The organism is Azospira restricta, assembly GCF_016858125.1.
GTDB lineage: Bacteria > Pseudomonadota > Gammaproteobacteria > Burkholderiales > Rhodocyclaceae > Proximibacter > Proximibacter restrictus.
The window spans coordinates 3,633,773-3,658,039 of record NZ_CP064781.1 but is presented as its reverse complement, the minus strand read 5'-3'; the positions used below and the strand labels follow the sequence as shown (position 1 = coordinate 3,658,039).

At 67.3% G+C, this 24,267-nt stretch carries 22 protein-coding genes; 11 read left to right on the top strand and 11 right to left on the bottom strand.

Annotated features, from left to right (window positions below):
* Positions 1–45: 45 nt before the first annotated feature.
* The 3 genes from IWH25_RS17430 to IWH25_RS17420 all read right to left on the bottom strand — a co-directional run bounded on the left by IWH25_RS17430 (position 46) and on the right by IWH25_RS17420 (position 3,180).
* Positions 46–1,182 carry an FIST signal transduction protein gene (locus IWH25_RS17430; RefSeq protein ID WP_203387023.1) on the bottom strand — a complete coding sequence of 379 codons (1,137 nt, stop codon included), beginning with the start codon at positions 1,180–1,182 and terminating at the stop codon, positions 46–48.
* 103 nt (positions 1,183–1,285) lie between these two features.
* The gene (locus tag IWH25_RS17425) at positions 1,286–2,224 is read right to left on the bottom strand and encodes a nucleoside recognition family protein (protein WP_203387022.1); all 939 of its coding nucleotides are present in this window, start codon (positions 2,222–2,224) and stop codon (positions 1,286–1,288) included.
* A 29-nt stretch (positions 2,225–2,253) separates the two neighbouring features.
* Positions 2,254–3,180 (bottom strand): LysR family transcriptional regulator, encoded by a 927-nt coding sequence (locus IWH25_RS17420; RefSeq protein ID WP_203387021.1) that lies wholly within the window; start codon positions 3,178–3,180, stop codon positions 2,254–2,256.
* A gap of 139 nt (positions 3,181–3,319) precedes the next feature.
* Between IWH25_RS17420 and IWH25_RS17415 the strand changes: the two genes are divergently transcribed.
* From IWH25_RS17415 to IWH25_RS17380, 8 genes are all read left to right on the top strand, one after another.
* The gene (locus IWH25_RS17415) at positions 3,320–4,537 is read left to right on the top strand and encodes an ABC transporter substrate-binding protein (RefSeq protein ID WP_203387020.1); all 1,218 of its coding nucleotides are present in this window, start codon (positions 3,320–3,322) and stop codon (positions 4,535–4,537) included.
* 165 nt (positions 4,538–4,702) lie between these two features.
* Positions 4,703–6,217 (top strand): CoA-acylating methylmalonate-semialdehyde dehydrogenase, encoded by a 1,515-nt coding sequence (locus IWH25_RS17410; RefSeq protein WP_203387019.1) that lies wholly within the window; start codon positions 4,703–4,705, stop codon positions 6,215–6,217.
* 7 nt (positions 6,218–6,224) lie between these two features.
* Complete coding sequence (gene mmsB, locus IWH25_RS17405) at positions 6,225–7,124, top strand: 3-hydroxyisobutyrate dehydrogenase (protein ID WP_203387018.1); 900 nt, start codon at positions 6,225–6,227, stop codon at positions 7,122–7,124.
* A gap of 78 nt (positions 7,125–7,202) precedes the next feature.
* Complete coding sequence (locus IWH25_RS17400) at positions 7,203–8,096, top strand: ABC transporter ATP-binding protein (protein ID WP_238998948.1); 894 nt, start codon at positions 7,203–7,205, stop codon at positions 8,094–8,096.
* Between the two features lies 1 nt (position 8,097).
* The gene (locus tag IWH25_RS17395; protein WP_203387016.1) at positions 8,098–8,805 is read left to right on the top strand and encodes an ABC transporter ATP-binding protein; all 708 of its coding nucleotides are present in this window, start codon (positions 8,098–8,100) and stop codon (positions 8,803–8,805) included.
* Positions 8,806–8,877: 72 nt separating this feature from the next.
* Complete coding sequence (locus IWH25_RS17390) at positions 8,878–9,768, top strand: branched-chain amino acid ABC transporter permease (RefSeq protein WP_203387015.1); 891 nt, start codon at positions 8,878–8,880, stop codon at positions 9,766–9,768.
* On the top strand, positions 9,765–10,709 hold the full coding sequence (locus IWH25_RS17385) for a branched-chain amino acid ABC transporter permease (RefSeq protein WP_203387014.1): 945 nt from the start codon (positions 9,765–9,767) through the stop codon (positions 10,707–10,709). The genes IWH25_RS17390 and IWH25_RS17385 overlap by 4 nt, the downstream gene beginning before the upstream one ends.
* 16 nt (positions 10,710–10,725) lie before the next feature.
* Complete coding sequence (locus IWH25_RS17380) at positions 10,726–11,757, top strand: enoyl-CoA hydratase/isomerase family protein (RefSeq protein WP_203387013.1); 1,032 nt, start codon at positions 10,726–10,728, stop codon at positions 11,755–11,757.
* Here the strand turns inward: IWH25_RS17380 and IWH25_RS17375 are convergent.
* From IWH25_RS17375 to IWH25_RS17360, 4 genes are all read right to left on the bottom strand, one after another.
* Positions 11,750–12,481, bottom strand: a complete 732-nt coding sequence (locus tag IWH25_RS17375) for an LrgB family protein (RefSeq protein WP_203387012.1) — start codon at positions 12,479–12,481, stop codon at positions 11,750–11,752. The genes IWH25_RS17380 and IWH25_RS17375 overlap by 8 nt on opposite strands.
* On the bottom strand, positions 12,478–12,834 hold the full coding sequence (locus tag IWH25_RS17370) for a CidA/LrgA family protein (protein WP_203387011.1): 357 nt from the start codon (positions 12,832–12,834) through the stop codon (positions 12,478–12,480). Before IWH25_RS17370 ends, IWH25_RS17375 begins: the two co-directional genes overlap by 4 nt.
* A gap of 151 nt (positions 12,835–12,985) precedes the next feature.
* Positions 12,986–14,584: a malate synthase A gene (gene aceB, locus IWH25_RS17365; RefSeq protein ID WP_203387010.1), complete on the bottom strand. Its 1,599-nt coding sequence runs from the start codon at positions 14,582–14,584 to the stop codon at positions 12,986–12,988.
* A gap of 21 nt (positions 14,585–14,605) precedes the next feature.
* A complete protein-coding gene (locus IWH25_RS17360; RefSeq protein WP_203387009.1) occupies positions 14,606–15,394 on the bottom strand; it encodes a sulfite exporter TauE/SafE family protein in 789 nt (262 codons plus the stop codon).
* Positions 15,395–15,500: 106 nt separating this feature from the next.
* On the opposite strand from IWH25_RS17360, the gene IWH25_RS17355 reads away from it, so the two are divergent.
* Together IWH25_RS17355 and IWH25_RS17350 are read left to right on the top strand one after the other, a co-directional pair.
* Positions 15,501–16,403: a LysR family transcriptional regulator gene (locus IWH25_RS17355; protein WP_203387008.1), complete on the top strand. Its 903-nt coding sequence runs from the start codon at positions 15,501–15,503 to the stop codon at positions 16,401–16,403.
* A gap of 110 nt (positions 16,404–16,513) precedes the next feature.
* The gene (locus tag IWH25_RS17350) at positions 16,514–17,359 is read left to right on the top strand and encodes an HDOD domain-containing protein (protein ID WP_203387007.1); all 846 of its coding nucleotides are present in this window, start codon (positions 16,514–16,516) and stop codon (positions 17,357–17,359) included.
* A 63-nt stretch (positions 17,360–17,422) separates the two neighbouring features.
* Here IWH25_RS17350 and aceA read toward each other — a convergent pair whose 3' ends face one another.
* On the bottom strand, positions 17,423–18,733 hold the full coding sequence (gene aceA / locus IWH25_RS17345; protein ID WP_203387006.1) for an isocitrate lyase: 1,311 nt from the start codon (positions 18,731–18,733) through the stop codon (positions 17,423–17,425).
* A 335-nt stretch (positions 18,734–19,068) separates the two neighbouring features.
* Here aceA and IWH25_RS17340 point away from each other — a divergent pair, with 335 nt between their 5' ends.
* On the top strand, positions 19,069–20,865 hold the full coding sequence (locus IWH25_RS17340) for a methyl-accepting chemotaxis protein (RefSeq protein ID WP_203387005.1): 1,797 nt from the start codon (positions 19,069–19,071) through the stop codon (positions 20,863–20,865).
* 67 nt (positions 20,866–20,932) lie between these two features.
* Here IWH25_RS17340 and rraA read toward each other — a convergent pair whose 3' ends face one another.
* The 3 genes from rraA to clpS form a co-directional block, all read right to left on the bottom strand.
* Positions 20,933–21,424, bottom strand: coding sequence for a ribonuclease E activity regulator RraA (rraA, locus tag IWH25_RS17335; RefSeq protein ID WP_203387004.1), 492 nt, complete (start codon positions 21,422–21,424; stop codon positions 20,933–20,935).
* A gap of 78 nt (positions 21,425–21,502) precedes the next feature.
* Positions 21,503–23,761: an ATP-dependent Clp protease ATP-binding subunit ClpA gene (gene clpA, locus IWH25_RS17330; RefSeq protein ID WP_203387003.1), complete on the bottom strand. Its 2,259-nt coding sequence runs from the start codon at positions 23,759–23,761 to the stop codon at positions 21,503–21,505.
* Complete coding sequence (clpS, locus tag IWH25_RS17325) at positions 23,762–24,070, bottom strand: ATP-dependent Clp protease adapter ClpS (RefSeq protein WP_203387002.1); 309 nt, start codon at positions 24,068–24,070, stop codon at positions 23,762–23,764. It lies immediately after the preceding gene.
* Positions 24,071–24,267: the final 197 nt, after the last annotated feature.

Here is a 24,267-nt window from a genome sequence, read left to right as displayed (position 1 = left end):
CGCATCGGCAAGCCCTGCGCGAAGGTCGAGGGTGGGGGGAGCATTTCAGCACTCCGCGATGGTGGTCAGCGTCATCGTCTGGTTGTGCAAATCGCACGAGCCGGAGGCGTATGGCGAAATCTCGCCGTAGGAATAGAAGCCGACCTGCTGTGTTCCCGGCGGCAGGTGCTCGAGCGCGACTTCCGTCTCTTCCTCGATGCGTTCGCCGAGGACGAGGCGGCGGCCGACGCAGCTGATCGCGACTGCCAGCGTCGGCGCCGCGGGCGAGGATCCGGCGGCCTGGTCGGCGGCGATGCTGGCGCCGTTGACCAGGCGGTCGAAATTGGCGCGCATCAGGCGGGCCATGCAGCCCTGCGGGATGTCGCCGGCGAAGGTCATCGACTGTGCCGCTTCGTCGACGGCGAGGATCGTGCGCACCAGATTCGGTGCATCCTCGGTGTCCAGCCGGATCGACAACGGGAAGAGCAGACCGGTTGCCGGCAGACCCGCCGCGCGCTCGCCGAGGTACTCCTTGTAAAGCGACAGCGCCGGCTTGCCGTCGAGTTCGTAAAGCACGTTGCCGGCCGCACGGGTGACGCGCCGCTCGGGACCGAAACTGTCCCAGCCGCCGCGCGAGCCGTGGCCGACGCGCAGGCGGTCGCCGTAGAGTCCGGCGGCGACGATCACACCGCTTTGCAGGCGGCCGTCGTGCAGCACCCAGGTGCGTTCGAAGCGGTCGCCGTCGGCGGCGAGCCCGCCGGTGACGACGGTTCCTGCGGGCAGGCTGGCGTTCAGCCCTTTCACCAGTTCGCTGCCGTTGACCTTGAGTCCGTCGGACAGCACGAATACCGCACGCAGCCCGTCCGGTGGCAGCGAGCCGCCGATCCTGGCGCCGGCCGCGAAGGAGTCGGCTGCGCCGCTAATTTGCGCTGCGGCGATTTCGACGTCGCTGTGCGCGAAACGGACGATCGCCACCGACAGACTGTGGTCGTTGACCAGCACACCGGCGATCTCGCCGGCCGTCGAGCAGCCGAGCATGTGCGAGCGGGGAAAGGTGCGCCGCAGTTCGCCGACGGCACGGTCGTCGTCGCGGAATTCCGGCGCGCCGAAAACGAACACCAGCGTGCGTTCCGAATCGAGTGCCGACGACAGCCCCTTCGTCCAGCCGCCGGCGGGCGTGAACGAACACGTCTGCAAATCCATCTTCTCCTCCTCCTGCCCCTGGGGGATGCCGGTTATCGTCGGGCCTCCGGCGTGCCTCTCGGGTTTCCCGTAGTATGGGGTTGCCGGCCGGGCGATTCAAGGCTCAGGCCAGGAAGGCGTGGCCGAGCGTACGCACGGCGATGCCGACGCCGGCGCCGAGCGCCGCCGGCTTCCACACCGTGGCGACGCGCTTGCCGGCGGAAATGAGCACGGCGACGCCGGCCAGGTCGAGCGGGTGGATCAGGAACCCGGCGCTGCGGTTGAGCAGCGCGACGGTGGCCTGCTGCTGGCGCAGCATCTCGTCCATCACCCCGAGCATCGCGTTGCCGCCGGCCAGGTACTTGGTCAGTGCCGGCAGGATCAGCGCGCTGTCGATCTGCACCGCCGCCAGCAGCGGCGCCAGCAGGTAGGTCAGCGCATCGACGGCGCCGCCGGCGCGCAGCGCGGTGACCACGACCAGCGACAGCACCAGCATCGGCATCGCGCCGATGGCGATCTTGAAGGCCTCGGCGCCGGCGCGGTTGATCACGTCGAGCACGCCCTTGGCGTCGTCCGCGACCGGGTGATGGAGCGTTTCGTCGAGGCGCTGCTCGGCGCTGTCCAGCCGCCGGCCGAACAGGTGGTAGGTGACCGCCGCCGCCGCCAGGCCGCCGACCAGCGACAGCGCCAGCACCGGCCCGAGGGTCAGCCCGAGCGCGGCCAGCGGGAACGAGGCGTTGGCCTGCGCCATCGCCATCACCATCGCCAGCGTCGCGGCGAGGTGGCGGTCGGAGGCGCCGCGCTGCTCCATCATCGCCAGCGTCGCCACCGGCGCGGCGAAGCTGACGAAGTTGATCTGCAGCGCCGCGAACACGCCCAGCCCGGTCAGGCCGACCGGCTTCAGCCACGGCGTCAGCCGGGCGACCAGCCAGTCGAGCACGCCGCGGGCCTCCAGCATGCGCATCAGCGACAGCATCACCACCATCACCGGCAGCAGTACGAACAGCGACAGCTCGATCGCCGAGCGGCCGGCCTTGAGGATGATTTCGATCAGGATCGTCATGGCGGTGATTATCGCATCGCCGCCGCTGCTCAACTCCAGACGATGCTGTCGGTCTCGCCCATCAGGTAGGCGCGGTTGCGGTCGGCGCGTTCGCGCAGGAAATCCCACAGCGCGCGCACGCGGGCGATCTCGCGCCGCTCGCTCGGCGCGATCAGCCAGAACGAGCGCACCACCTCGACCGTGCGCGGCAGCACGGGGATCAGGTCCGGGCTGGTGTTGCCGATGAACGACGGGAGCACGGCCAGCGCGTGCCCCTGCCGCGCGGCGAAGAACTGGGCGACGATGCTCGTGCTGCGCAGCTTGACCGCGGCGCCGGGGGCCAGCTTGCTCAGGTAGCGCAATTCGGTGCTGAAGGTCAGTTCATCGACGTAGCCGATGAAGCGGTGCATCTGCAGGTCGCTGAGCGTGGAGATGGTCGGGTTGCGGTCGAGGTAGTGGCGGGTGGCGTAGAGCTGCAGGCGATAGTCGGCGAGCTTGCAGACGACGTAGGCGCCGCTCTCGGGGCGTTCGATGCTGACCGCGAGATCGGCTTCGCGCTTGGAGAGGTTGACGAAGCGCGGTACCGGCAGCAGGTCGACGGTGATCCCGGGGTGGCGGGCGCAGAAATCCGCCAGGTGCGGCGCCAGGAAGAAGCTGCCGAAGCCCTCCGTCGCGCCGAGGCGGACCTGGCCGGTCAGCACCTGGCTGTCGCCGCCGATCTCGGCGTCGACGGTGCTCAGCGCGTTGTCGATGCGCTCGACGGCTTCCAGCAGCCGGTCGCCGGTCGGCGTCAGCCGATGGCCTTGCGTGGTGCGGTCGAACAGCTTGCTGCCGATTTCCTTTTCCAGCCGGTGCAGGCGCCGGGTCACCGTCGAGTGATCCAGTTCCAGCTGCCCGGCCGCTTCCAGCGCCGATTGGCTGCGCGCGACGGCGAGAAAGATGCGCAGGTTGTCCCAGTCGATCCGGAGATTGTTCATGATTTTTGGCTTTGCAAAAATGCACAGCAAGTTTGCTTTGGTTCTCTATTCTATTGCAGAAATGTCTAAATATACTCGCCGCACGGTAACAAAAACGACATGCAACCGCGACCGCACATTCACGAGTAGGAGACAACTCATGCTGCAACTGAAAAAATCCCTGGCCGCCGTTCTGCTGGCCTTCTCCGCCGCCGCCCAGGCGCAGGTTTCCGACGGCGTCGTCAAGGTCGGCGTGCTCACCGACATGGGCGGCACCTATTCCGGCATGGGCGGCCCCGGCTCCGTCGTCGCCGCCAAGATGGCGGTCGAGGACTGCCTGAAGGCCGAATGCAAGGGCATGAAGATCGAGGTGCTGTCGGCCGACCACCAGAACAAGGCCGACATCGCCTCGGCCAAGGCGCGCGAGTGGCTGGACCGCGACAAGGTCGACGTGCTCGCCGACCTGACCAACTCCGCCGGCGCGCTGGCGATCCAGAAGCTGATCAAGGAGAAGGGCGGCGTCGCGCTGTACAGCGGCCCGGCGACTACCCGCCTGACCAACGAGGACTGCGCGCCGAACGGCTTCCACTGGATGTTCGACACCTATTCGGCGGCGTCCGGGACGGCGGCGGCGCTGACCCGCCAGGGGGCGAAGTCGTGGTACTTCGTCACCGTCGATTACGCCTTCGGCCATTCGCTCGAGAAGGAGGCCAGCGAGGTGGTGAAGACCTACGGCGGCAACGTCGTCGGCAACGTCCGCCATCCGCTCAACGCCAACGACTTCTCGTCCTTCCTGCTGCAGGCGCAGGCGTCCAAGTCGCAGATCATCGGCCTGTCGAACGGCGCCCAGGATACGGTCAATGCGATCAAGGCGGCGCGCGAGTTCGGCATCGGCAGCGACAAGAACCAGCAGCTGGCGGCGCTGCTGCTGTTCCTCACCGACGTCCATGCGATGGGTCTCGACACCGCGCAGGGGCTGGTCTTCTCCGACGGCTTCTACTGGAACATGGACGACGAGACGCGCGCCTTCTCCGCCCGCTTCGAGAAACTGCACAAGGGCTTCAAGCCGACCATGGTGCAGGCCGGCGTCTATTCCAGCGTGCTGCACTACCTGCGCTCCGTGGCTGCCGCCAAGAGCGACGACTGGAAGGTCGTCACGCAGAAGATGCGCGAGCTGCCGATCAAGGACCCGGTGATGCGCAACGCCACGATCCGTCCCGACGGCCGCGTGGCGCACGACATGTACCTGTTCCAGGTGAAGAAGCCGAGCGAGTCCAAGGGCCCGTGGGACTACTACAACCTGGTGTCCACCATCCCCGCGCAGATCGCCTTCAAGCCGCTGAAGGATTCGACCTGCGCGCTGGTTGCGGCGAAGTAGCCCGCGCCAAGACTCCAAGCCCGTCATCTCGCCAGTAACACCCCATTCCGGCCTGCCTTTTCGGCAGGCCGGCGGGGGAGGGTTCGCCCGCGTCAGGCGCAGTGGCAGGAAACGCCAACCCCCGCAGCATCCGTGCCTCCGTTTTTTTGCAAAGGAAGATCCACCATGTCCACCTCCAAGACTGAAGTCGCCACCATCCATCATTTCATCGGCGGCAAGGCCTACCCGTCGCGCGCCAAGGAGTGGCGCGACGTGACCAACCCGGCGACGCAGGAAGTCGTCGCCCGCGTCCCGTTCGCCACGCCGGAGGAAGTCGAACTCGCCGTGGCGACCGCCAAGGAAGCCTTCAAGACCTGGCGCAACACCTCGCTGTCGAGCCGCCTGCGCATCATGCTCAAGTTCCAGCAGCTGCTGCGCGAGAACGTCGGCCCGCTGGCCGAGATGATCACCCGCGAGCACGGCAAGACGCTGCCCGACGCCGAAGGCGAGGTTGGCCGCGGCCTCGAGGCGGTCGAGCACGCGTGCACGATCACCAGCCTGCAGCTGGGCGAGATCGCCGAGAACGCCGCCACCGGCGTCGAGGTGTACAACCTGCTGCAGCCGATCGGCGTCGGCGCCGGCATCACCGCCTTCAACTTCCCGGTGATGCTGCCCTGCTTCATGTTCCCGCTGGCCATCGCCGCCGGCAACACCTTCGTGCTGAAGCCGTCCGAGCAGGACCCGACCTCGACCATGATGCTCGTCGAGCTGGCGCACAAGGCCGGCGTCCCGGCCGGCGTGCTCAACGTCGTGCATGGCGGCGCCGAGGTGGCCAACATGATCTGCGACCATCCCGACATCCGCGCGCTGTCGTTCATCGGCTCGACCCACGTCGGCACGCACATCTACCGCCGCGCTTCCGACGCCGGCAAGCGCGTGCAGTCGATGATGGGCGCCAAGAACCACTGCGTGATCATGCCGGACGCCAACAAGGAGCAGGCGCTCAACAACCTGATCGGTTCCGCCTTCGGCGCCGCCGGCCAGCGCTGCATGGCCAACTCGGTGGCGGTGCTGGTCGGCGACGCGCGCAACTGGCTGGAGGACCTGGTCGGGAAGTCGCGCGGCCTGAAGGTCGGCCCGGGCACCGACCGCTCGGCCGACCTCGGTCCGCTGGTGAACAGGAATGCCCGCACGCGCGTCATCAACCTGATCGACAGCGGCGTCGCGCAGGGCGCCCGGCTGCTGCTCGACGGCCGCGACTGCCAGGTGCCCGGCTACGAGTCCGGCAACTTCGTCGGCCCGACCGTCTTCGCCGACGTCAAGCCGGGCATGGACATCTACGACCAGGAGATCTTCGGGCCGGTGCTGTGCGTCGTCGGCGTCGACACGCTGGACGAGGCGATCGCCTTCGTCAACGCCAACCCGAACGGCAACGGCACCTCGATCTTCACGTCGAGCGGCTGGGCGGCGCGCAAGTACCAGAACGAGATCGACGTCGGCCAGCTCGGCATCAACGTGCCGATCCCGGTGCCGGTCGCCTACTTCAGCTTCACTGGTTCGCGCGCCTCGAAGCTCGGCGACCTCGGCCCGAACGGAAAGCAGGCGATCGCCTTCTGGACCCAGACCAAGACCGTCACCGCCCGCTGGTTCGAGGAAGGCAGCTCGGCCGGCAAGGTGAACACCACCATCTCGCTGAAGTGAGGCCAGCATGAAGATCGCTTTCATCGGCCTCGGCAACATGGGCCTGCCGATGGCCCAGAACCTGTCCCGTGCCGGTTTCGCCGTCAGCGGCTTCGACCTGTCGGCGGCGCAGATGGACGCGCTGGCGGCTGTCGGCGGCGAGCGGGCGGTATCGGCCGCCGCCGCCGTGACCGGTGCCGACGCGGTCGTCACCATGCTGCCGGCGTCGCGCCACGTCGAGGCGACCTACCTCGGCGCGGGCGGCGTGCTCGACTGTGCTGCCCCCGGCACGCTGTTCATCGACTGCTCGACGATCGCCCCGGAAGCGGCGCGCAAGGTCGCCGTGGCGGCCGCCGCGCGCGGTTTCGCGATGCTCGACGCACCGGTCTCCGGCGGCACCGGCGGCGCCCAGGCCGGTACGCTGACCTTCATGGTCGGCGGCGCGGCAGGCGCGCTCGACCGGGCGCGGCCGCTGCTCGAGAAGATGGGCAGGAACATCTTCCATGCCGGTGACAGCGGCGCCGGGCAGACGGTCAAGGTGTGCAACAACATGCTGCTCGGCATCCTGATGTCGGGCACGGCCGAGGCGCTGCGCCTGGGCATGGCCAACGGCATGGACCCGAAGGTGCTGTCCGAGATCATGGCCAAGAGCTCGGGGCGCAACTGGGTGCTCGAGGTCTACAACCCGTGCCCCGGCGTGATGGACAGCGCGCCGTCGTCGCGCGGCTACGCCGGCGGCTTCGGCGTCGACCTGATGCTGAAGGACCTCGGCCTGGCCGTCGAGAACTCGCTCTCCGTGGGCGCCAGCGTGCCGATGGGGGCGCTCGCGCGCAACCTGTACGACCTGCACAGCAAGGCCGGCAACGGCGGGCTGGACTTCGGCAGCATCTTCAACCTGCTGGGGGCGCACGCGAATGCGCCCGCGTAAGGCACGCGCCTGAAGCTCCGCTGCCGGCCCGTCAGGCCGGCAGCGGATGAAGAACAACGGATGGAGGAGACACCCATCTTGGCAAACGAACACGACTACATCCTCGAAACATCGGGCATGACCAAGGAGTTCCGCGGCTTCGTCGCGGTCAACGAGGTCAGCCTGAAGGTACGGCGCGGGCATATCCACGCGCTGATCGGGCCGAACGGGGCGGGCAAGACCACCTGCTTCAACCTGCTGACCAAGTTTCTCGAACCCACGCGCGGCGAGATCCGCTTCAACGGCAGCGACATCACGCGCGAGGCGCCCGAGCGCATCGCCCGCCGCGGCGTCGTCCGCTCCTTCCAGATCAGCGCCGTCTTCCCCAACCTGTCGGTGCTCGAGAACGTGCGCATCGCGCTGCAGCGCAAGCTCGGCACCAGCTTCCACTTCTGGAAGGCGGGGCGCAGCCTCGACCGCCTCAACGAGCGGGCGATGGAACTGCTGGCCGCGGTCGGGCTGGAGAGCTACGCGACGATGCGCACCGGCGACCTGCCCTACGGGCGCAAGCGGGCGCTCGAAATCGCCACGACGCTGGCGCTCGATCCGGAGCTGCTGCTGCTCGACGAGCCGACGCAGGGCATGGGACACGAGGACGTCGACCGCGTCATGCAACTGATCAAGCAGGTCTCGGCCAACCGCACGATCCTGATGGTCGAGCACAACATGAAGGTCGTTTCCGGGATCAGCGACCGGATCACCGTGCTCGCGCGCGGATCGATCCTGGCCGAAGGCGCCTACGCCGAGGTCTCCGCCAACCCGTCGGTGATCGAGGCCTACATGGGCAGCGAGGCGGCGGCACTGGCGTCGCCGGCCGGGCATGAGGAAACGCCCCCCGCGCCCGCTTCGTTCGCTGCCCCCCGCGGCGGCCAACCCGCCCTCGGGGCCCCCCAAGGGGGCTTCCTTCGGGGCGCGGCCCTGCAGGAGGCCTGAGATGAGCGCTACCGAATACCTGCGGGTCTCCGACCTGCATGCCTTCTACGGCGAATCGCACATCCTGCACGGCATGGATTTCTCGGTGCGGCGCGGCGAGTGCGTGTCGCTGCTCGGTCGCAACGGCGCCGGCCGGACCACCACGCTGCGTGCGCTGATGGGGCTGACCGGCCGGCGGACCGGGTCGATCATGGTCAACGGCCGCGAGGTCGTCGGCCTCTCGCCGCACAAGATCGCCCAGCTCGGCGTCGGCTACTGCCCGGAGGAGCGCGGCATCTACGCCGGGCTGTCGTGCGAGGAAAACCTGCTGCTGCCGCCGCGCGTCTCGTCCGGCGGCATGAGCATCGACGAGCTCTACGCGATGTTCCCGAACCTCAAGGAGCGCCGGCACAGCCAAGGCACCCGGCTGTCCGGCGGCGAACAGCAGATGCTGGCGATGGCGCGCATCCTGCGCACCGGCGCCCGGCTGCTGCTGCTCGACGAGATCTCGGAAGGCCTGGCACCGGTGATCGTGCAGAAGCTGGCCGAGATCATCGGCGAGCTGAAGAAGCGCGACTACACCATCGTCCTGGTCGAGCAGAACTTCCGCTTCGCCGCGCCGCTGGCCGATCGCATGTGCATCGTCGAGCACGGCCAGGTGGTGGCGGAGATCGCCAATCACGAGCTGGCCGAGAAGCAGCCGCTGCTGCAGCAATACCTGGGAGTGTGAGCGCGATGAACGTGAACCTGCACCGGCAAGACGCGGCGCCCGCCGCCGGCCGCCTCCATCGGGGAACCCATCATGACTGAACTGTTCGGCATTCCGCTGGCCGCCCTCTACGGGCAGCTGGTGCTGGGGCTGGTCAACGGCTCCTTCTACGCGATGCTGAGTCTCGGCCTGGCCGTGATCTTCGGCATGCTCAACATCATCAACTTCGCCCACGGCGCGCTGTACATGGCCGGCGCCATGCTGGCCTGGATGGGGCTGCAGTACCTCGGCGTCGGCTACTGGTGGATGCTGCTGCTGGCGCCGCTGGCCGTCGGCCTGATCGGCATCGTGATCGAGCGCCTGCTGCTGCAGTGGCTGTACAAGCTCGACCACCTCTACGGCCTGCTGATGACCTTCGGCCTGGCGCTGATCATGGAAGGGCTGTTCCGCGATTCCTACGGCGTCGCCGGCCAGCCCTATCCGATCCCGGAAGGTCTCGGCGGCGCCCTCGACCTCGGCTTCATGATGCTGCCGAAGTACCGCGCCTGGGTCATCGTCGCCTCGCTGGCGATCTGCCTCTTCACCTGGTACGTGATCGAGAAGACGCGCCTCGGCGCCTATCTGCGCGCCGCCACCGAGAATCCCAAGCTGACCCAGGCCTTCGGCATCAACGTGCCGCTGATGGTGATGCTGACCTACGGTTTCGGCGTCGGCCTGGCCGGGCTGGCCGGCGTGCTGGCGGCGCCGGCGACGCAGGTCGGGCCGCTGATGGGCTCCAACCTGATCATCGTCGTCTTTGCCGTGGTGGTGATCGGCGGCATGGGCTCGATCCTCGGCACCGTCGTCACCGGACTCGGCCTCGGCCTGATCGAGGGCCTGGCCAAGGTGTTCTGGCCGGAGGTCAGCGCCACCGTCGTCTTCATCATCATGGCCATCGTGCTCATGCTTCGCCCGTCCGGGCTTTTCGGGAGGCAGCAATCATGAACACCGTTTTCGGCAAGACCGGCGCCGCCTACCTCGCCGGGGTCGTCCTGCTCCTCCTCGCGCCGCTGGCGATCTATCCGGTGCTGGTGATGAAGGTGCTGTGTTTCGCGCTGTTCGCCTGCGCCTTCAACCTGCTGCTCGGCTATACCGGGCTGCTCTCCTTCGGCCACGCCGCCTTCCTCGGCAGCGCCGCCTACCTGACCGGGCATGCGCTGAAGGTCTGGGAAGTGCCGACCCTGGTCGGGCTGCTGCTCGGCACCGCCGGCGCCGCGGCGCTCGGCTGGGTCGTCGGCAGCCTGGCCATCCGCCGCCAGGGCATCTATTTCACGATGACCACGCTGGCGCTGGCGCAGATGGTGTACTTCGTCTTCATCCGTTCGTCCTTCACCGGCGGCGAGGACGGCCTGCAGGACGTGCCGCGCGGCAGCCTGTTCGGCATCGACCTCAGCGACGACACCAACCTCTACTACCTCGTCGTGGCGATCTTCTGCGGCGCCTTCTGGCTGATCCGGCGCATCATCGATTCGCCGTTCGGGCAGATCCTGAAGGCGATCCGCGAGAACGAGCCGCGCACCATCTCGCTCGGCTACGACGTCGCCCGCTACAAGCTGCTCGCCTTCGTGCTGTCGGCCGCGCTGGCCGGCCTGGCCGGGGCGACCAAGACGCTGGTGTTCACCTTCGCGACGCTGACCGACGCGCACTGGCATGCCTCCGGCGAAGTGGTGCTGATGACGCTGGTCGGCGGCGTCGGCACGGTGCTCGGACCGCTGGTCGGTGCCACCGTCATCGTCGCCTTGCAGAACCTGCTCGCCGACAAGGTCGGCTCGCTGGTGACGGTGATCATGGGCGTCATCTTCGTGCTCTGCGTGCTGGCCTTCCGGCGCGGCGTGGTCGGCGAGTCGATCGCGCTCTATCGCCGGATGATCGGGGAAAAGCCGTGAGCGGCGGGGCGGCGAAATGAACGATCGGCTGCGGGGTACGGAAGTCCTGTTCTCGTGCATCGGCGGCGTCGGCATCGTTTCGCTGAACCGGCCGCAGGTGCTCAATGCGCTGGACCTGCCGACGATCCGGCAGATCGCCGCGCAGCTCGACGCCTGGGCCGACGATCCGGCGGTGCGCGCGGTGCTGTTCCGCAGCGCCGGCGGGCGGGCCTTCTGCGCCGGCGGCGACATCCGTTCGCTGTATCGCGACGCGCTGGCCGAGGCGCCCGAGCTCGGGCAGTTCTTCGACGAGGAGTACGCGCTCGACTGCCGCATCCACCGCTATCCGAAGCCGACCATCGCGCTGCTGGACGGGGTGGTGATGGGCGGCGGCATGGGCATCGGCCAGGGCTGCGCGCTGCGCCTCGTCACCGAGCGCACGCGCATGGCGATGCCGGAGACGGCGATCGGCCTCTTCCCCGACGTCGGCGCCAGCTTCTTCCTGGCACGGCTGCCGCCGGCGCTGGCCAACTACCTCGGCCTCGTCGGCCAGACCATCAGCGGTGCCGATGCGCTGGCCTGCGGGCTGGCCGACCGGCTGGTGCGCAGCGATGCTCTCGACGACCTGTCAGCCTTGCTCGCGCGCATCGACGCCGATGATTGGCCGGCCGACGTCCCGAGCGGCACAGTGCCCGACGTCTTCGATGCGCAAGTCCTGGCGGCCATCGCGCAGCATTTTTCCAGCGACAGCGTTCCCGCGATCATGGCGTCGCTGGCCGGCGACGCCGGGGCGGGCAGCCGGGCCTGGTCGGCGCACACGCTGGCGCAGCTGGAGAAGCTCTCGCCGCTGATGCTGTGCGTCACCCACGAGCAGCTGCGGCGCGGCCGCGGCCTCGCGCTGGAGGCGTGCTTTCGCATGGAGCGCGGACTGATGCGGCACTGCTTCGCCCATGGCGATGCCCGCGAGGGCATCCGCGCGCTGCTGGTCGACAAGGACCGCGCGCCGAGCTGGCAGCACGCCGGCGTCGCCGACGTCGATCCGGCGCTGGTCGATTTCTTTTTCAGCTAGCGGCCTGGCCGAACAGCGGGATCAGCAAGGGGACCAGCAGGGCGGTGACGATGCCGTTCATGCCCATCGCCAGTGCGGCGAAGGCGCCGGTCTGCTCGCTCACCTGGAAGGCGCGGGCGGTGCCGATGCCGTGCGAGGCGACGCCGAGCGCGAAGCCGCGGATCGCGGTGTCGCGCACGCGCAGGAAGTCGAACAGGTAGCGCGCGCCGACGGCGCCGAGGATGCCGGTGGCGATCACCAGCACCGCGGTCAGCGACGGGATGCCGCCGAGGCGCTCGGCGATGCCCATGGCGATCGGCGTCGTCACCGACTTCGGCGCCAGCGACAGCTGCGTCGCCGGGCTGGCGCCGAACAGGCGGGCGATCGCGACCGCCGACAGCGCCGCCGTCAGGCTGCCGGCGAGCAGTCCGCCGAGCACCGGCAGCAGCATCGCGCGGACGCGGCCGAACTGCTGGTAGAGCGGCACGGCGAGCGCGACGGTGGCCGGGCCGAGCAGGAAATGCACGAACTGTGCGCCGTCGAAATAGGTCGGGTACGGCGTGCCAGTGGCGAGCAACAGCGCGACCAGCGCGGCGACGGCGATCAGCACCGGGTTGGCCAGCGGGCTGGCGCCGCAGCGGCGATGGACCCACCAGGCGCCCTGGTAGGCGAGCAGCGTCAGCGTCAGCCCGAGCAGCGGCGACGCCGACAGGTAGACCCAGAGGTCGGCGATGCGCGGATTCATGCGTGCTCTCCCGGCGCGCTGCGACGGGCCAGCGCACGCATCGTCAGCGCGGTGACGGCGAGCGTCAGCACGGTGCTGGCGACGAGCGACAGCAGCAGCGGCAGCCATTCGTCGGCGACGCGGTCGAGATGCACGACGATGCCGGTGCCGGCCGGAACGAACAGCAGCGACAGGTGCTGCAGCAGGGTGTGGCTGGTCGTCTGCAGTTCCCTGTCCGGCCCGCGGCGCAGCGCGAGCGCGAGGAAGAGCAGCAGCATGCCGAGCACCGGGCCCGGCACCGGCAGGTCGAGGCCGCGGGCGATGACTTCGCCGACGAGCTGGAAGATCAGGAGCTGGGTGAGGGCGGCGAGCATGGCGGCACTCCATCGGGATGACGGTGCCAGTCTATTGCATGCCGATCGGTCTGAAAATAATGATAAAAGTCGATATATTCGATACAAAAAATAAAAAACGGCGCCCGGTTTCCCGGAGCGCCGTTCTCATTGTGCGGCTAGGTGTCGCGGCTTACGCCATCGCCTCGTACAGCGGCAGCGTCAGGAACTCCGGGTACTCCGGCGTCAGCGACATCTTGTCGAAGATCTCCGCCGCCTGGTCGTAGGTGGCGGTGTCCTCGCCCTGGGCGGTAACGGTGGCCTTCACCTTGGCCAGTTCCTCGGGGATCATGCCGCGCACCATCTCGACGGTGACCTTGCGGCCGTCGTCGAGCACGCCCTTCGGCGAAACCACCCACTGCCACACCTGCGAGCGGGAGATCTCGGCGGTGGCGGCGTCTTCCATCAGGTTGTGGATCGGCACGCAGCCGTTGCCGGCGAGCCAGCTGCCGAGGTAGTGGATGCCGACGTTGATGTTGTTGCGCAGGCCGGCTTCGGTGATCGGCTGCTCGGGCTGGAAGTTCAGCCAGTCCTTCGGGCCGAACGTGCCCTCGACCTGCTTCTCCCACTGGTTCGGCTTGTCGCCGAGGACCTTGACGAACTCCTCGTGGGCGATGGCGACGAGGCCCGGGTGCGCGACCCAGCCGCCGTCGAAGCCGTCCTTGGCGTCGCGGGTCTTGTCGTGGCGGATGCCGGCGAGCGCCTTCTCGTTGGCCACCGGGTCGTTCTTGATCGGGATCAGGGCCGACATGCCGCCCATCGCCGGCGCGCCGCGCTTGTGGCAGGCCTGGACGAGGGCCAGCGCGTAGGAACGCATGAACGGCACTTCCATCGTGATCGCGCCGCGCTGGGCGAGGCAGAAATCCTTGTTCTTCTTGAATTTCTTGATGCACGAGAAGATGTAGTCCCAGCGTCCGGCATTCAGGCCGGCGGAGTGGTTGCGCAGCTCGTAGAGGATCTCTTCCATCTCGAAGGTGGCGAGGATCGTCTCGACCAGCACGGTGGCCTTGATCGTGCCCTGCGGCAGGCCGACGTGCTCCTGTGCCATGACGAAGATGTCGTTCCACAGGCGCGCCTCGAGGTGCGACTCCATCTTCGGCAGGTAGTAGAACGGGCCGGCGCCGCGGGCGATCTGCTCCTTGGCGTTGTGGAAGAAGACCAGGGCGAAGTCGAAGATGCCGCCGCCGACGCGCTGGCCGTCCACGGTGACGTGCTTCTCGTCGAGGTGCCAGCCGCGCGGACGGATCTGCAGCGTGGCGATCTGGTCGTTCAGCTTGTATTCCTTGCCGGCCTCGTTCTTGAACGACAGCTCGCGGCGGATCGCCTTGTACAGGTTGACCTGGCCCTGGATCTGGTTGTCCCAGTTCGGGCTGTTCGAATCCTCGAAGTCGGTCATGTACGAATCGGCGCCCGAGTTGTAGGCGTTGATGATCATCTTCGCCTCGACCGGGCCGGTGATCTCGGTGCGGCGGCGCTCGAGCGCCTTCGGCAGCGGCGCGATCTTCCAGTCGCCTTCGCGGATGTGCTTGGTTTCCGGCAGGAAGTCGGGCATCTCGCCGGCGTCGATGCGCGCCTGGCGGGCGACGCGGGCCTTCAGCAGCTCCTGGCGGCGGCCTTCGAAGGCGCGGTGCAGCTTGGCGACGAAGGCCAGCGCGTCGTGCGTCAGGATGGTTTCGTAACCGGGCTTGAGCGGCGCGTTGATCTGCACGCCGGCGGGGAGGTTGAGGCTCATGCTTGCTCCTTTGGGTGAGGTTCAGAAATACGTCTTGAAGAAATAGATGGCGGTCAGGCTGGCGCCGACGGTGACGACCAGGCGGCGCAGCCACAGGGCCGGCAGGCGGCGGGCCAGGGATGCTCCAGCATAGCCGCCGATCATGGCGGTCGCCAGCATCACCAGCGTGTGCGGCCAGCTGATCGCACCGGCGACGATGAAGGTGATCGCGGCGACGGTGTAGTTCACCGCCGAGGCGACGTTCTTCAGCGCGTTCAGCTCCTGCATGTCCCTGAAGCCCTGGATGGCCAGCGCGGCCAGCGTCAGGATGCCGAGCCCGGCGCCGAAGAAGCCGCCGTAGATGGCGACGACGAGCTGGAAGGCGGCGCCGCCGATGCTGCCGGGCTCGTTCGATTGCGCCGCGCCGAGCTTGCCCTTGATCCAACCGACGATGCGCTGCACCTGGCCGGAGAAGGCGAACAGCGCGGTGGCGACCAGCAGCAGCCAGGGGATCAGCTTCGCGAAGGCGGCGTTCGAGGTGGCGAGCAGCAGCAGGCCGCCACAGATGCCGCCGACGAAGGAAACGGCGATCAGGATCAGCGCCCACTTCTTGTGCTTCATCACTTCCCGCCGGTAGGCCCAGGCGCTGGACAGGCTGGCCGGCCACAGCGCGACGGTGTTGCTGGCATTCGCCGTCACCGGCGGCACGCCGGCGGCCAACAGCGCCGGAAAGGAGAAGAAGGTGCCGCCGCCGGCGATCGCGTTCATGCCGCCGGCGAGGAAGGCGCCGGCGGCGATCAGGGCGAAACTGGCGAACTGCGAAGCGTCCATGGTGGGCACCGAGTCTTATATAGGACTGCAGTGTATTCCGTTATCGGTAGCGACGGAAGGCGATAATCGTCGCGTTTATTGTTTACTTTTTGTATAAGATTGGCGGATGGATACCTTCAAGCAAATCTCCGCCTTCGTCGCCACCGCCACCCGCGGCAGCCTGTCCGCCGCCGCCCGCGCGGAAGGGGTGACGCCGGCGATCGTCGGCCGCCGGCTGGACGCGCTCGAAGCGCGGCTGGGCGTGCGGCTGATGCTGCGCACGACACGTAAGCTGACGCTCACTTTCGAGGGGCAGGCCTTCCTCGAGGACTGCCAGCGGGTGCTGAACGACCTGGCCAATGCCGAGGCGGCGGTCTCGCTCGGCGGCGTGCGCGCCGCCGGCCACCTGCGGCTGTCGGCGCCGGCCGGCTTCGGCCGCCGCCACGTGGCGCCGCTGGTCGGGGCGTTCATGCAGGCGAACCCGGAGGTGACGGTCAGCCTCGACCTCTCCGACCGCATCGTCGACCTGATCAACGAAGGCATCGACTGCGCGATCCGCATCGGCGAGCTGACCGACTCCAGCCTGGTCAGCGTCCGTCTCGGCGAGATGCGCCGCGTCGTCGTCGCCAGTCCGGCCTATCTGGTCGCCAACGGCGTGCCGCGGACGCCGGCCGACCTGGCGCGGCACAACTGCTTCTCGCTCGGCCAGCAGCGCGGCTGGATCTTCCAGAACCCGGAAACGGGCGTCACCGAGTCGTGGAAAGTGAGCGGACGCTTCGAATGCAACGATGGCGCCGTGCTGCACGAATGGGCGCTGGCCGGCCGCGGGCTGGCCTGGCGTTCGCTGTGGGAGGTCGGCCAGGACCTGAAGGAGGGCCGGCTCTCGTCGGTGCTCGACGCCTGGCAGGCGCCGCCGATGGGCATCTACGCGGTGTTTCCGCAGCGCCGGCACATGCCGCTGCGGCTGCGCCTGTTCGTCGACCTGCTGAAGGAGACCTACGGCCGCGCCGCCTACTGGGAGGCGGGCTGAGCGGATCGGCGAAGAACGGCCGGGCTCAAGCTCCGGCATCTTCGTGACGACAATCTGTCCAACAGGGGCAGGCGACGGATCGCCGGGCCGCCTGCGGAAAGGAGCCGCGCGTGGACAATCATCGGCAGCATTGGGGTCTGCCGCAGTGGATCGCCTATCTGCGCGAGAAGGACATCCCGATGATGCCCCGCTCGCGCGCGCTGATCGAGGCGCTCGACGTCGAGCAGGCGTCGCCGAAAGAGATGGCGGCGATCGCGGTGGGCGACCCCTTCCTCGCCTTGCGCCTCCTGCGGCGCGGCCAGCGCCGGCGCGGTGCGGCGCTCGGCCACGACACGACGACGCTGCTCGGTGCCGTGCAGCAGGTCGGCGTGCGCGGGCTGAGCGAGGCTTGTGCCGAGAGCCCGCTGTGCGACGACGCGAACCCCGGGCTGGTCGCCTGCGAGGCGCGGGCGGTGCTGTCGGCCAAGATCGCGCTGCACTGGGCGGCGCATCGCGCCGACGTGTCCCCCGACGAGGTCGCGCTCGCCGCGCTGCTCGGCGAGATCGGCGAACTGATGCTGTGGGCCTTCGCTCCGGAACTGCCCGAACGCGCCCGCGAGGCGCTGCACCTCGGCCTCGCCGCGCGCAACGCGCAGGCGCAGACGGAAACCGCTGGCTTCACCTTCAAGCAGCTGTCGCTCGGACTGATCGAGGCCTGGGAACTGCCGCCGCTGATCATGCAACTGGTCCGCGGCGCCGACACGCCGCGCGCCAACATCGCCCGCATCGCCTCCGACGCTGCCCGCCACCTGCTCGCCGACCCCGAGAACCCGGCGCTGCCGGACGACGTCGCCGCGGTCAAGGCCTTCCTCCCCGGCGTCCCGTGGCACGCGCTGCTGGCGCCGCTGCCGATCAGCGACGACTACCGCGTGCGCGTGCTGCAGCGGATCCTCGAGCGGCCGCCGGCGCCCAAATGAAAAAGCCGCACCCTCGCGGGTGCGGCTTTCCCTGGCTTCCGCCTTGCGGCAGAGGAGGACCGCTTAGTGGAACTGCTCTTCCTCGGTCGAGCCGGTCAGCGCCTTGACCGACGACGAGCCGCCCTGGATCACCGTGGTGACGTCGTCGAAGTAGCCGGCGCCGACTTCCTGCTGGTGCGAGACGAAGGTGTAGCCCTGCTCGCGCGCGGCGAATTCCGGTTCCTGGACCATCTCGACGTAGTGCTTCATGCCTTCGCCGGCCGCGTAGGCGTTGGCGAACTTGAAGGTGTTGTACCAGTTGATGTGGATGCCGGCCAGCGTGATGAACTGGTACTTGTAGCCCAGCGCCGACAGTTCGTCCTGGAACTTGGCGATGGTCTTGTCGTCGAGGTTCTTCTTCCAGTTGAACGACGGCGAGCAGTTGTACGACAGCAGCTTGCCCGGGCAGGCGGCATGCACGGCTTGCGCGAATTCGCGGGCGAAGCCGAGGTCCGGCGTGCCGGTCTCGCACCAGACGAGGTCGGCGTACGGGGCGTAGGCGACGCCGCGCGAGATGGCCTGCTCGAGGCCGTTCTTGACGCGGTAGAAGCCTTCCTGGGTGCGCTCGCCGGTGCAGAACGGCTTGTCGTTGGCGTCGTGGTCCGAGGTCAGCAGGTTGGCGGCTTCGGCGTCGGTACGGGCGAGGATCAGCGTCGGCACGCCCATCACGTCGGAGGCGAAGCGGGCCGAGATCAGCTTCTCGATCGCTTCCTGGGTCGGAACCAGCACCTTGCCACCCATGTGGCCGCACTTCTTCACGGCAGCCAGCTGGTCTTCGAAGTGCACCCCGGCGGCGCCGGCGGCGATCATGTTCTTCATCAGTTCGAAGGCGTTCAGCACGCCGCCGAAACCGGCTTCCGCGTCGGCAACGATCGGCAGGAAGTAGTCGATGAAGCCCTTGTCGCCTTCGTTGATGCCACGCGACCACTGGATTTCGTCGGCGCGCTTGAAGGTGTTGTTGATGCGGCGGACCATCGTCGGCACCGAGTCGTAGGCGTACAGCGACTGGTCCGGGTACATGGTTTCCGAGGTGTTGCCGTCGGCGGCGACCTGCCAGCCCGACAGATAGACGGCCTCGAGGCCAGCCTTCGCCTGCTGCATCGCCTGGCCGGCGGTGATCGCGCCGAAGGCGTTCACGTAGCCCTTCTTGGCGCCGCCGTTGACCTTGGCCCACAGCTTGTTTGCACCGTTCTTGGCCAGCGTGTACTCGATCTGCTGGTGACCCTGCAGGCGGACGACGTCGGCGGCCGAGTAGTTGCGCTTGATGCCCTTCCAGCGGGGGTTCTCAGCCCAGTCTTTTTCCAGGGCGGCGATGCGTTGTTCGCGAGTGCTCATGGTCTGTCCTCAATGTGGGTTAATACACGGTTCAAGCCGGCGGCGTCGGGCGGTCTTTCCGACCTGCTCATCAACCTTCAGCCGATGGGGGCAGTATAGAGAGGAATGGGGGGCAAGACAAGTGTCTTATATAAGACATAAGATGTTTTTTTATTCGTTTTCTTACAGGGGTTTAGCCGTTTCTTTTTGCATTGCGAAATGTTGTCCGGCCTGTGAAATGGTGTGCCTAGGTAAAAACACTTTCGACACAATTCAATTTCCTGCCGGTATCGCCGTTGCTACAATTTGCATAAGACTGCGGCATCGCGCGGCGAGAATGATTCAGGGAGAGGGAAATGAAGCTGTTCTGGGATTTCTACGACTGGTCCGAGCGCACGTTCTGGGGCAGCCTGACGCGAAAACTGTCGAGCTTCCTGCTGCTGTTCCTGCTCGACCTCGTCTATCTCGGCGTCTATATCCACCAGACCGGCAAGATCCGCGAGCTGATCGCCCGGGGTGGCGCCTCGGCCGAACTGCTGGGGTCGGTCCAGGCCGCGTTCGACAGCGGCCTGTGGGTGATGATCGGCGTCACCGTCTTCGCGCTGGTCTGGAACATCTGCCAGATTCTCTACATCCGTTTCCTGATCGTCCGCCCGGTGCGCGCGATCACCAAGATCTTCGACGAGATCGGTCGCGGCGAAGGCGATTTCTCCAAGGACCTGCCGGTCTATTCGCACGACGAGCTGCGCGAGCTGGCGAACAGCTACAACCGCTTCGCCGACAAGATGCGGCAGATCATCCACGAAGTGCGTAGGAGCAGCGTCAGCATCGCCCGCGAAGCGGTCGTGGTGCGCAAGAACGTCAGCGAAACCTCGGCCAAGGCGACCAAGCAGGGGGAAATCACCGAGGCGGTGTTCACCGCCAGCAACGAGGCGACGCGGGCGATCGACGAGGTCTCCGGTGCCACCGACGTGATCTCGCATTCGACCGAAAGCAACCTCGCCACTGCCCGCAGCTCGCTGAACGAGATGCTCGACATCGTCACCAAGGTGCAGTCGGTGACCGACAAGCTCGGCCGTTTCAACGACACGGTCGGCAACCTCAGCCAGCGCTCGGACAGCATCCGTCAGATCGCCGGCCTGATCAAGGAGATCGCCGACCAGACCAACCTGCTGGCGCTGAACGCGGCGATCGAGGCGGCGCGCGCCGGCGAGGCCGGCCGCGGCTTCGCGGTCGTCGCCGACGAGGTCAGGAAGCTCGCCGAGCGGGTCAACGTCGCGACTACCGAGATCAACGACAACATCGGCGGCATGATCGGGCTGGTGCGCGAGACGCAGAGCGAGAACGAGGTGATCAACGCCGACATCCGGACGACGCGGGAAGTGGTCGAGCGCTCGTCGGCCCAGTTCCGCCAGATGGTCGACGACTTCGAGCATACCAGCGAGCAGCTGGCGCAGATCGCGTCGGCGATGGAGGAGCTGACCGCGACCAATGCCCAGGTGCACGACAACGTCACTCACATCCACGCGCTGTCGGCGGAGGTGGCCGGCAACATGTCGGGCTCCGCGGAGTCGACGGCGGGACTCTCCGGCGCCACCGAAAGCGTGCAGGAACTGGTGTCGCGCTTCAAGATCGGCCGCGGCGCCTTCGACTACAACGTCGACAAGACCCGCGATTTCCGCGACGCGATCCAGCAGAAGTTCGCCGAGCTGGCGCAGCGCGGCGTGAACATCTGGGACCAGAATTTCCAGCCGATTCCGAACACCAATCCGCAGAAGTTCAACGTCAGCTACCTCCCCGACTTCGAGCGCGAGGTGCAGCCGCTGTTCGAGGCGGCGCTGGCGCAGATGAAAGGCGGGCTGTACTCGATCGTGATCGACAGCAAGGCCTACATCGGCATCCACAACCTGAAGTACTCGAAACCGCTCACCGGCGACTACCAGGCCGACCTGGTCGGCAACCGCACGCGCCGCATCTGGACCGATCCGACCGGGCAGCGCGCGGCGAAGAACACCTCGCCGATGCTGCTGCAGACCTATGCCCGCGACACCGGCGAAATCCTCTCCGAGATCAACATGCCGATCATGATCGGCGGCCGCTTCTGGGGGAACGTGCGCGTCGGCGTCGACAGCACGGCACTGCTCGAGGTCTGACGGCCCGCCGGCCGGCGGGCGAGGGCAAACGACGGCGCCTGCGGGCGCCGTCGCCGTTGGCGGCAGCTCAGCGCAGCGGCTTCGCCGACACCAGCACGCCGTCCTCGTCGGCGTAGAGGTAGTCGCCAGGGTGGAAGGTGACGCCGCCGAAGCTCACCGGCAGGTCGCGCTCGCCGACGTTGCGCTTGATGCTTTTCTGCGGGTGCGTGTCGAGCGCGCGCACGCCGAGGTCGATGCCGGCGATGTCGCCCGAGTCGCGGATGCAGCCGTAGACGACGACACCCTCCCAGCCGTTCTGCTGCGCGAGGATCGCCAGCTGGTCGCCGACCAGCGCGCAGCGCAGCGAGCCGCCGCCGTCGATGACCAGCACCTTGCCCTTGCCGTTTTCGGCGAAGGCGGTGCGCACCAGCGAGTTGTCCTCGAACAGCTTGAGCGTGACGATCTGTCCGCTGAAGGCCTTGCGGCCGCCGTAGTGCTTGAACATCGGTGCGACGACGCGCAGCGACTTGCCGAGCTCGGCCTCGAATTCGTCGCAGAGGTCGGGGGTCTTGAAGGTCATGGTCTGGGTTCCCTGGATCGATAGGCAAAAAAACAGCCATGCACTTTGGCATGGCTGTCGGTTCGGGTGCAAGCCGGGTCAGACGACTTCGGCCGCTTCCTCCTCGAAGAGCAGCTTCACCTTGTCGTCCGCGCCGAGGTCGACGGTGACCTTGCCGCCGCTGGCGAGCTTGCCGAACAGCAGCTCGTCGGCGAGCGCGGCGCGGATCGTGTCCTGGATCAGCCGCGCCATCGGCCGCGCGCCCATCAGCGGGTCGAAGCCCTTCTTCGCCAGGTGTTCCTTCAGCGCGTCGGTGAAGATCGCGTCGACCTTCTTCTCGTGCAGCTGCATCTCGAGCTCCATCAGGAACTTGTCGACGACACGCAGGATCACCTCGTGGTCGAGGGCCTTGAAGGAGACGACGGCGTCCAGCCGGTTGCGGAACTCCGGCGTGAACAGGCGCTTGATCTCGACCATCTCGTCGCCGGCCTTCTTCTCGGTGGTGAAGCCCATCGTCGTTTTCTGGATCGCTTCCTGGCCGGCGTTGGTGGTCATGATGATCACCACGTTGCGGAAGTCGGCCTTGCGCCCGTTGTTGTCGGTCAGCGTGCCGTGGTCCATCACCTGCAGCAGGATGTTGTAGATGTCCGGATGCGCCTTCTCGATCTCGTCCAAGAGCAGCACGCAGTACGGCTTCTTGGTCACCGCCTCGGTCAGCTGGCCGCCCTGGTCGTAGCCGACGTAGCCCGGTGGCGCGCCGATCAGCCGCGATACCGCGTGGCGCTCCATGTACTCGGACATGTCGAAGCGCAGGAGCTCGATGCCCATGCAGTAGGCGAGCTGCTTGGCGACCTCGGTCTTGCCGACGCCGGTCGGGCCGGAGAAGAGGAAGGCGCCGATCGGCTTGCCCGGGTTGCCGAGGCCGGAACGCGCCATCTTGATCGCCTTGGCCAGCGCGTCGATCGCCGCGTCCTGGCCGAAGACCACCGCCTTCAGGTCGCGGTCGAGGTTCTTCAGGCTGCTGCGGTCGTCAGTGGTGACGTGCGTCGACGGGATGCGCGCGATCTTGGCGACGATCTCCTCTATGTCCTGCTTGCCGATCGTCTTCTTCTGCTTCGACTTCGGCAGGATGCGCTGCGCCGCGCCGGCCTCGTCGATCACGTCGATCGCCTTGTCCGGCAGGTGGCGGTCGCTGATGAAGCGGACCGACAGCTCGACCGCCGAGGTCAGCGCCGAGGCCGAGTACTTGATCCCGTGGTGCGCCTCGAAGCGCGGCTTCAGGCCCTTCAGGATCTCGACGGTCTCGGCCACCGACGGCTCGGAGACGTCGATCTTCTGGAAGCGGCGGGACAGCGCGTGGTCCTTCTCGAAGATGCCGCGGTACTCGTTGTAGGTGGTCGCGCCGATGCACTTCAGCGTGCCCGACGACAGCGCCGGCTTCAGCAGGTTGGAGGCGTCGAGGGTGCCGCCCGAGGCGGCGCCGGCGCCGATCAGCGTGTGGATTTCGTCGATGAAGAGGATCGCGTTCGGGTTGTCCTGCAGCTGCTTGAGCACGCTCTTCAGGCGCTGCTCGAAGTCGCCGCGGTACTTGGTGCCGGCCAGCAGTGCGCCCATGTCGAGCGCGTAGACGTTGGCGTGCGCGAGGATCTCCGGCACCTCGCCCTCGACGATGCGGCGCGCCAAGCCTTCGGCGATCGCGGTCTTGCCGACGCCGGCCTCGCCGACCAGCAGCGGGTTGTTCTTGCGCCGCCGGCACAGCGTCTGGATCACTCGCTCGAGCTCCTTGTCGCGGCCGATCAGCGGGTCGATCTTGCCGGCCAGTGCCAGCGCGTTGAGGTTGAGCGTGAAGTTCTCGAGCGGCCCGGCGTTCGCCTGCTGCTCGCCTTCGGTCTCCGCGTCGGCTTCGGCCGGCGCCTTTTGCTGCGGCACCTTGCTGATCCCGTGCGAGATGAAGTTGACCACGTCGAGCCGCGTCACGCCCTGCTTCTGCAGGTAGTAGACGGCGTGCGAATCCTTCTCGCCGAAGATCGCGACCAGCACGTTGGCGCCGTTCACTTCCTTCTTGCCGGAGGACTGCACGTGCAGGATCGCGCGCTGGATCACGCGCTGGAAGCCGAGCGTCGGCTGCGTGTCGATCTCGTCCTCGCCGGCCACCGTCGGCGTGTGCTCGGCGATGAACTTGTTCAGGTCGCGGCGCAGCACCTCGATGCTGGCGCCGCACGCGCGCAGGGCTTCCGCCGCCGACGGGTTGTCCAGCAGCGCCAGCAGCAGATGTTCGACGGTGATGAATTCGTGCCGCTTCTGCCGGGCCTCGACGAAGGCCATGTGCAAGCTGACTTCCAGTTCCTGCGCGATCATTTAATTTTCCTCCATGACGCAAGCCAGCGGGTGCTGGTGCTCGCGGGCAAAGGCCGCAACCTGTTCAACCTTGGTGGCGGCGATGTCGCGGGGGTAAACCCCGGCCAGGCCGCGACCCTCGTTGTGGACTTTGAGCATGATTCGCGTCGCTTGTTCTCGGTCCATGCCAAAAAACCTCTGCAGCACGGTGATCACGAAATCCATCGGCGTGAAGTCGTCGTTCAGCAGCAGTACCTTGTAGAGCGGGGGCAGTTTCGCCTGCGTCCGTTGCGCCTCGAGAAGCCCGTCTCCTTGATGCCTTGTCGCCATGGTTTGATTCTAATTGCTCGGCCTGAATGTGCAATAGCGTCGTGCCGTGAGATTTGCGCGGCCGCAGCTGTTGTGTCGCAGCATCGAAAATGCTTGACGCATCGGAATGAGTCGAGTAAAAAAGCCGCAGTTTGGTTCCAAGTGGTTGCAGTCGTGCGCATTCTCCAGCAGAGATCGCCGGGCAGTCCGACGTCGAA

Bases quoted from the DNA above. Each gene is read 5' to 3' on its own strand.
- IWH25_RS17430 (WP_203387023.1), bottom strand. From the start codon at position 1,182: ATGGATTTGCAGACGTGTTCGTTCACGCCCGCCGGCGGCTGGACGAAG.
- IWH25_RS17425 (WP_203387022.1), bottom strand. From the start codon at position 2,224: ATGACGATCCTGATCGAAATCATCCTCAAGGCCGGCCGCTCGGCGATC.
- IWH25_RS17420 (WP_203387021.1), bottom strand. From the start codon at position 3,180: ATGAACAATCTCCGGATCGACTGGGACAACCTGCGCATCTTTCTCGCC.
- IWH25_RS17415 (WP_203387020.1), top strand. From the start codon at position 3,320: ATGCTGCAACTGAAAAAATCCCTGGCCGCCGTTCTGCTGGCCTTCTCC.
- IWH25_RS17410 (WP_203387019.1), top strand. From the start codon at position 4,703: ATGTCCACCTCCAAGACTGAAGTCGCCACCATCCATCATTTCATCGGC.
- mmsB (WP_203387018.1), top strand. From the start codon at position 6,225: ATGAAGATCGCTTTCATCGGCCTCGGCAACATGGGCCTGCCGATGGCC.
- IWH25_RS17395 (WP_203387016.1), top strand. From the start codon at position 8,098: ATGAGCGCTACCGAATACCTGCGGGTCTCCGACCTGCATGCCTTCTAC.
- IWH25_RS17390 (WP_203387015.1), top strand. From the start codon at position 8,878: ATGACTGAACTGTTCGGCATTCCGCTGGCCGCCCTCTACGGGCAGCTG.
- IWH25_RS17385 (WP_203387014.1), top strand. From the start codon at position 9,765: ATGAACACCGTTTTCGGCAAGACCGGCGCCGCCTACCTCGCCGGGGTC.
- IWH25_RS17380 (WP_203387013.1), top strand. From the start codon at position 10,726: ATGAACGATCGGCTGCGGGGTACGGAAGTCCTGTTCTCGTGCATCGGC.
- IWH25_RS17375 (WP_203387012.1), bottom strand. From the start codon at position 12,481: ATGAATCCGCGCATCGCCGACCTCTGGGTCTACCTGTCGGCGTCGCCG.
- IWH25_RS17370 (WP_203387011.1), bottom strand. From the start codon at position 12,834: ATGCTCGCCGCCCTCACCCAGCTCCTGATCTTCCAGCTCGTCGGCGAA.
- aceB (WP_203387010.1), bottom strand. From the start codon at position 14,584: ATGAGCCTCAACCTCCCCGCCGGCGTGCAGATCAACGCGCCGCTCAAG.
- IWH25_RS17360 (WP_203387009.1), bottom strand. From the start codon at position 15,394: ATGGACGCTTCGCAGTTCGCCAGTTTCGCCCTGATCGCCGCCGGCGCC.
- IWH25_RS17355 (WP_203387008.1), top strand. From the start codon at position 15,501: ATGGATACCTTCAAGCAAATCTCCGCCTTCGTCGCCACCGCCACCCGC.
- aceA (WP_203387006.1), bottom strand. From the start codon at position 18,733: ATGAGCACTCGCGAACAACGCATCGCCGCCCTGGAAAAAGACTGGGCT.
- IWH25_RS17340 (WP_203387005.1), top strand. From the start codon at position 19,069: ATGAAGCTGTTCTGGGATTTCTACGACTGGTCCGAGCGCACGTTCTGG.
- rraA (WP_203387004.1), bottom strand. From the start codon at position 21,424: ATGACCTTCAAGACCCCCGACCTCTGCGACGAATTCGAGGCCGAGCTC.
- clpA (WP_203387003.1), bottom strand. From the start codon at position 23,761: ATGATCGCGCAGGAACTGGAAGTCAGCTTGCACATGGCCTTCGTCGAG.
- clpS (WP_203387002.1), bottom strand. From the start codon at position 24,070: ATGGCGACAAGGCATCAAGGAGACGGGCTTCTCGAGGCGCAACGGACG.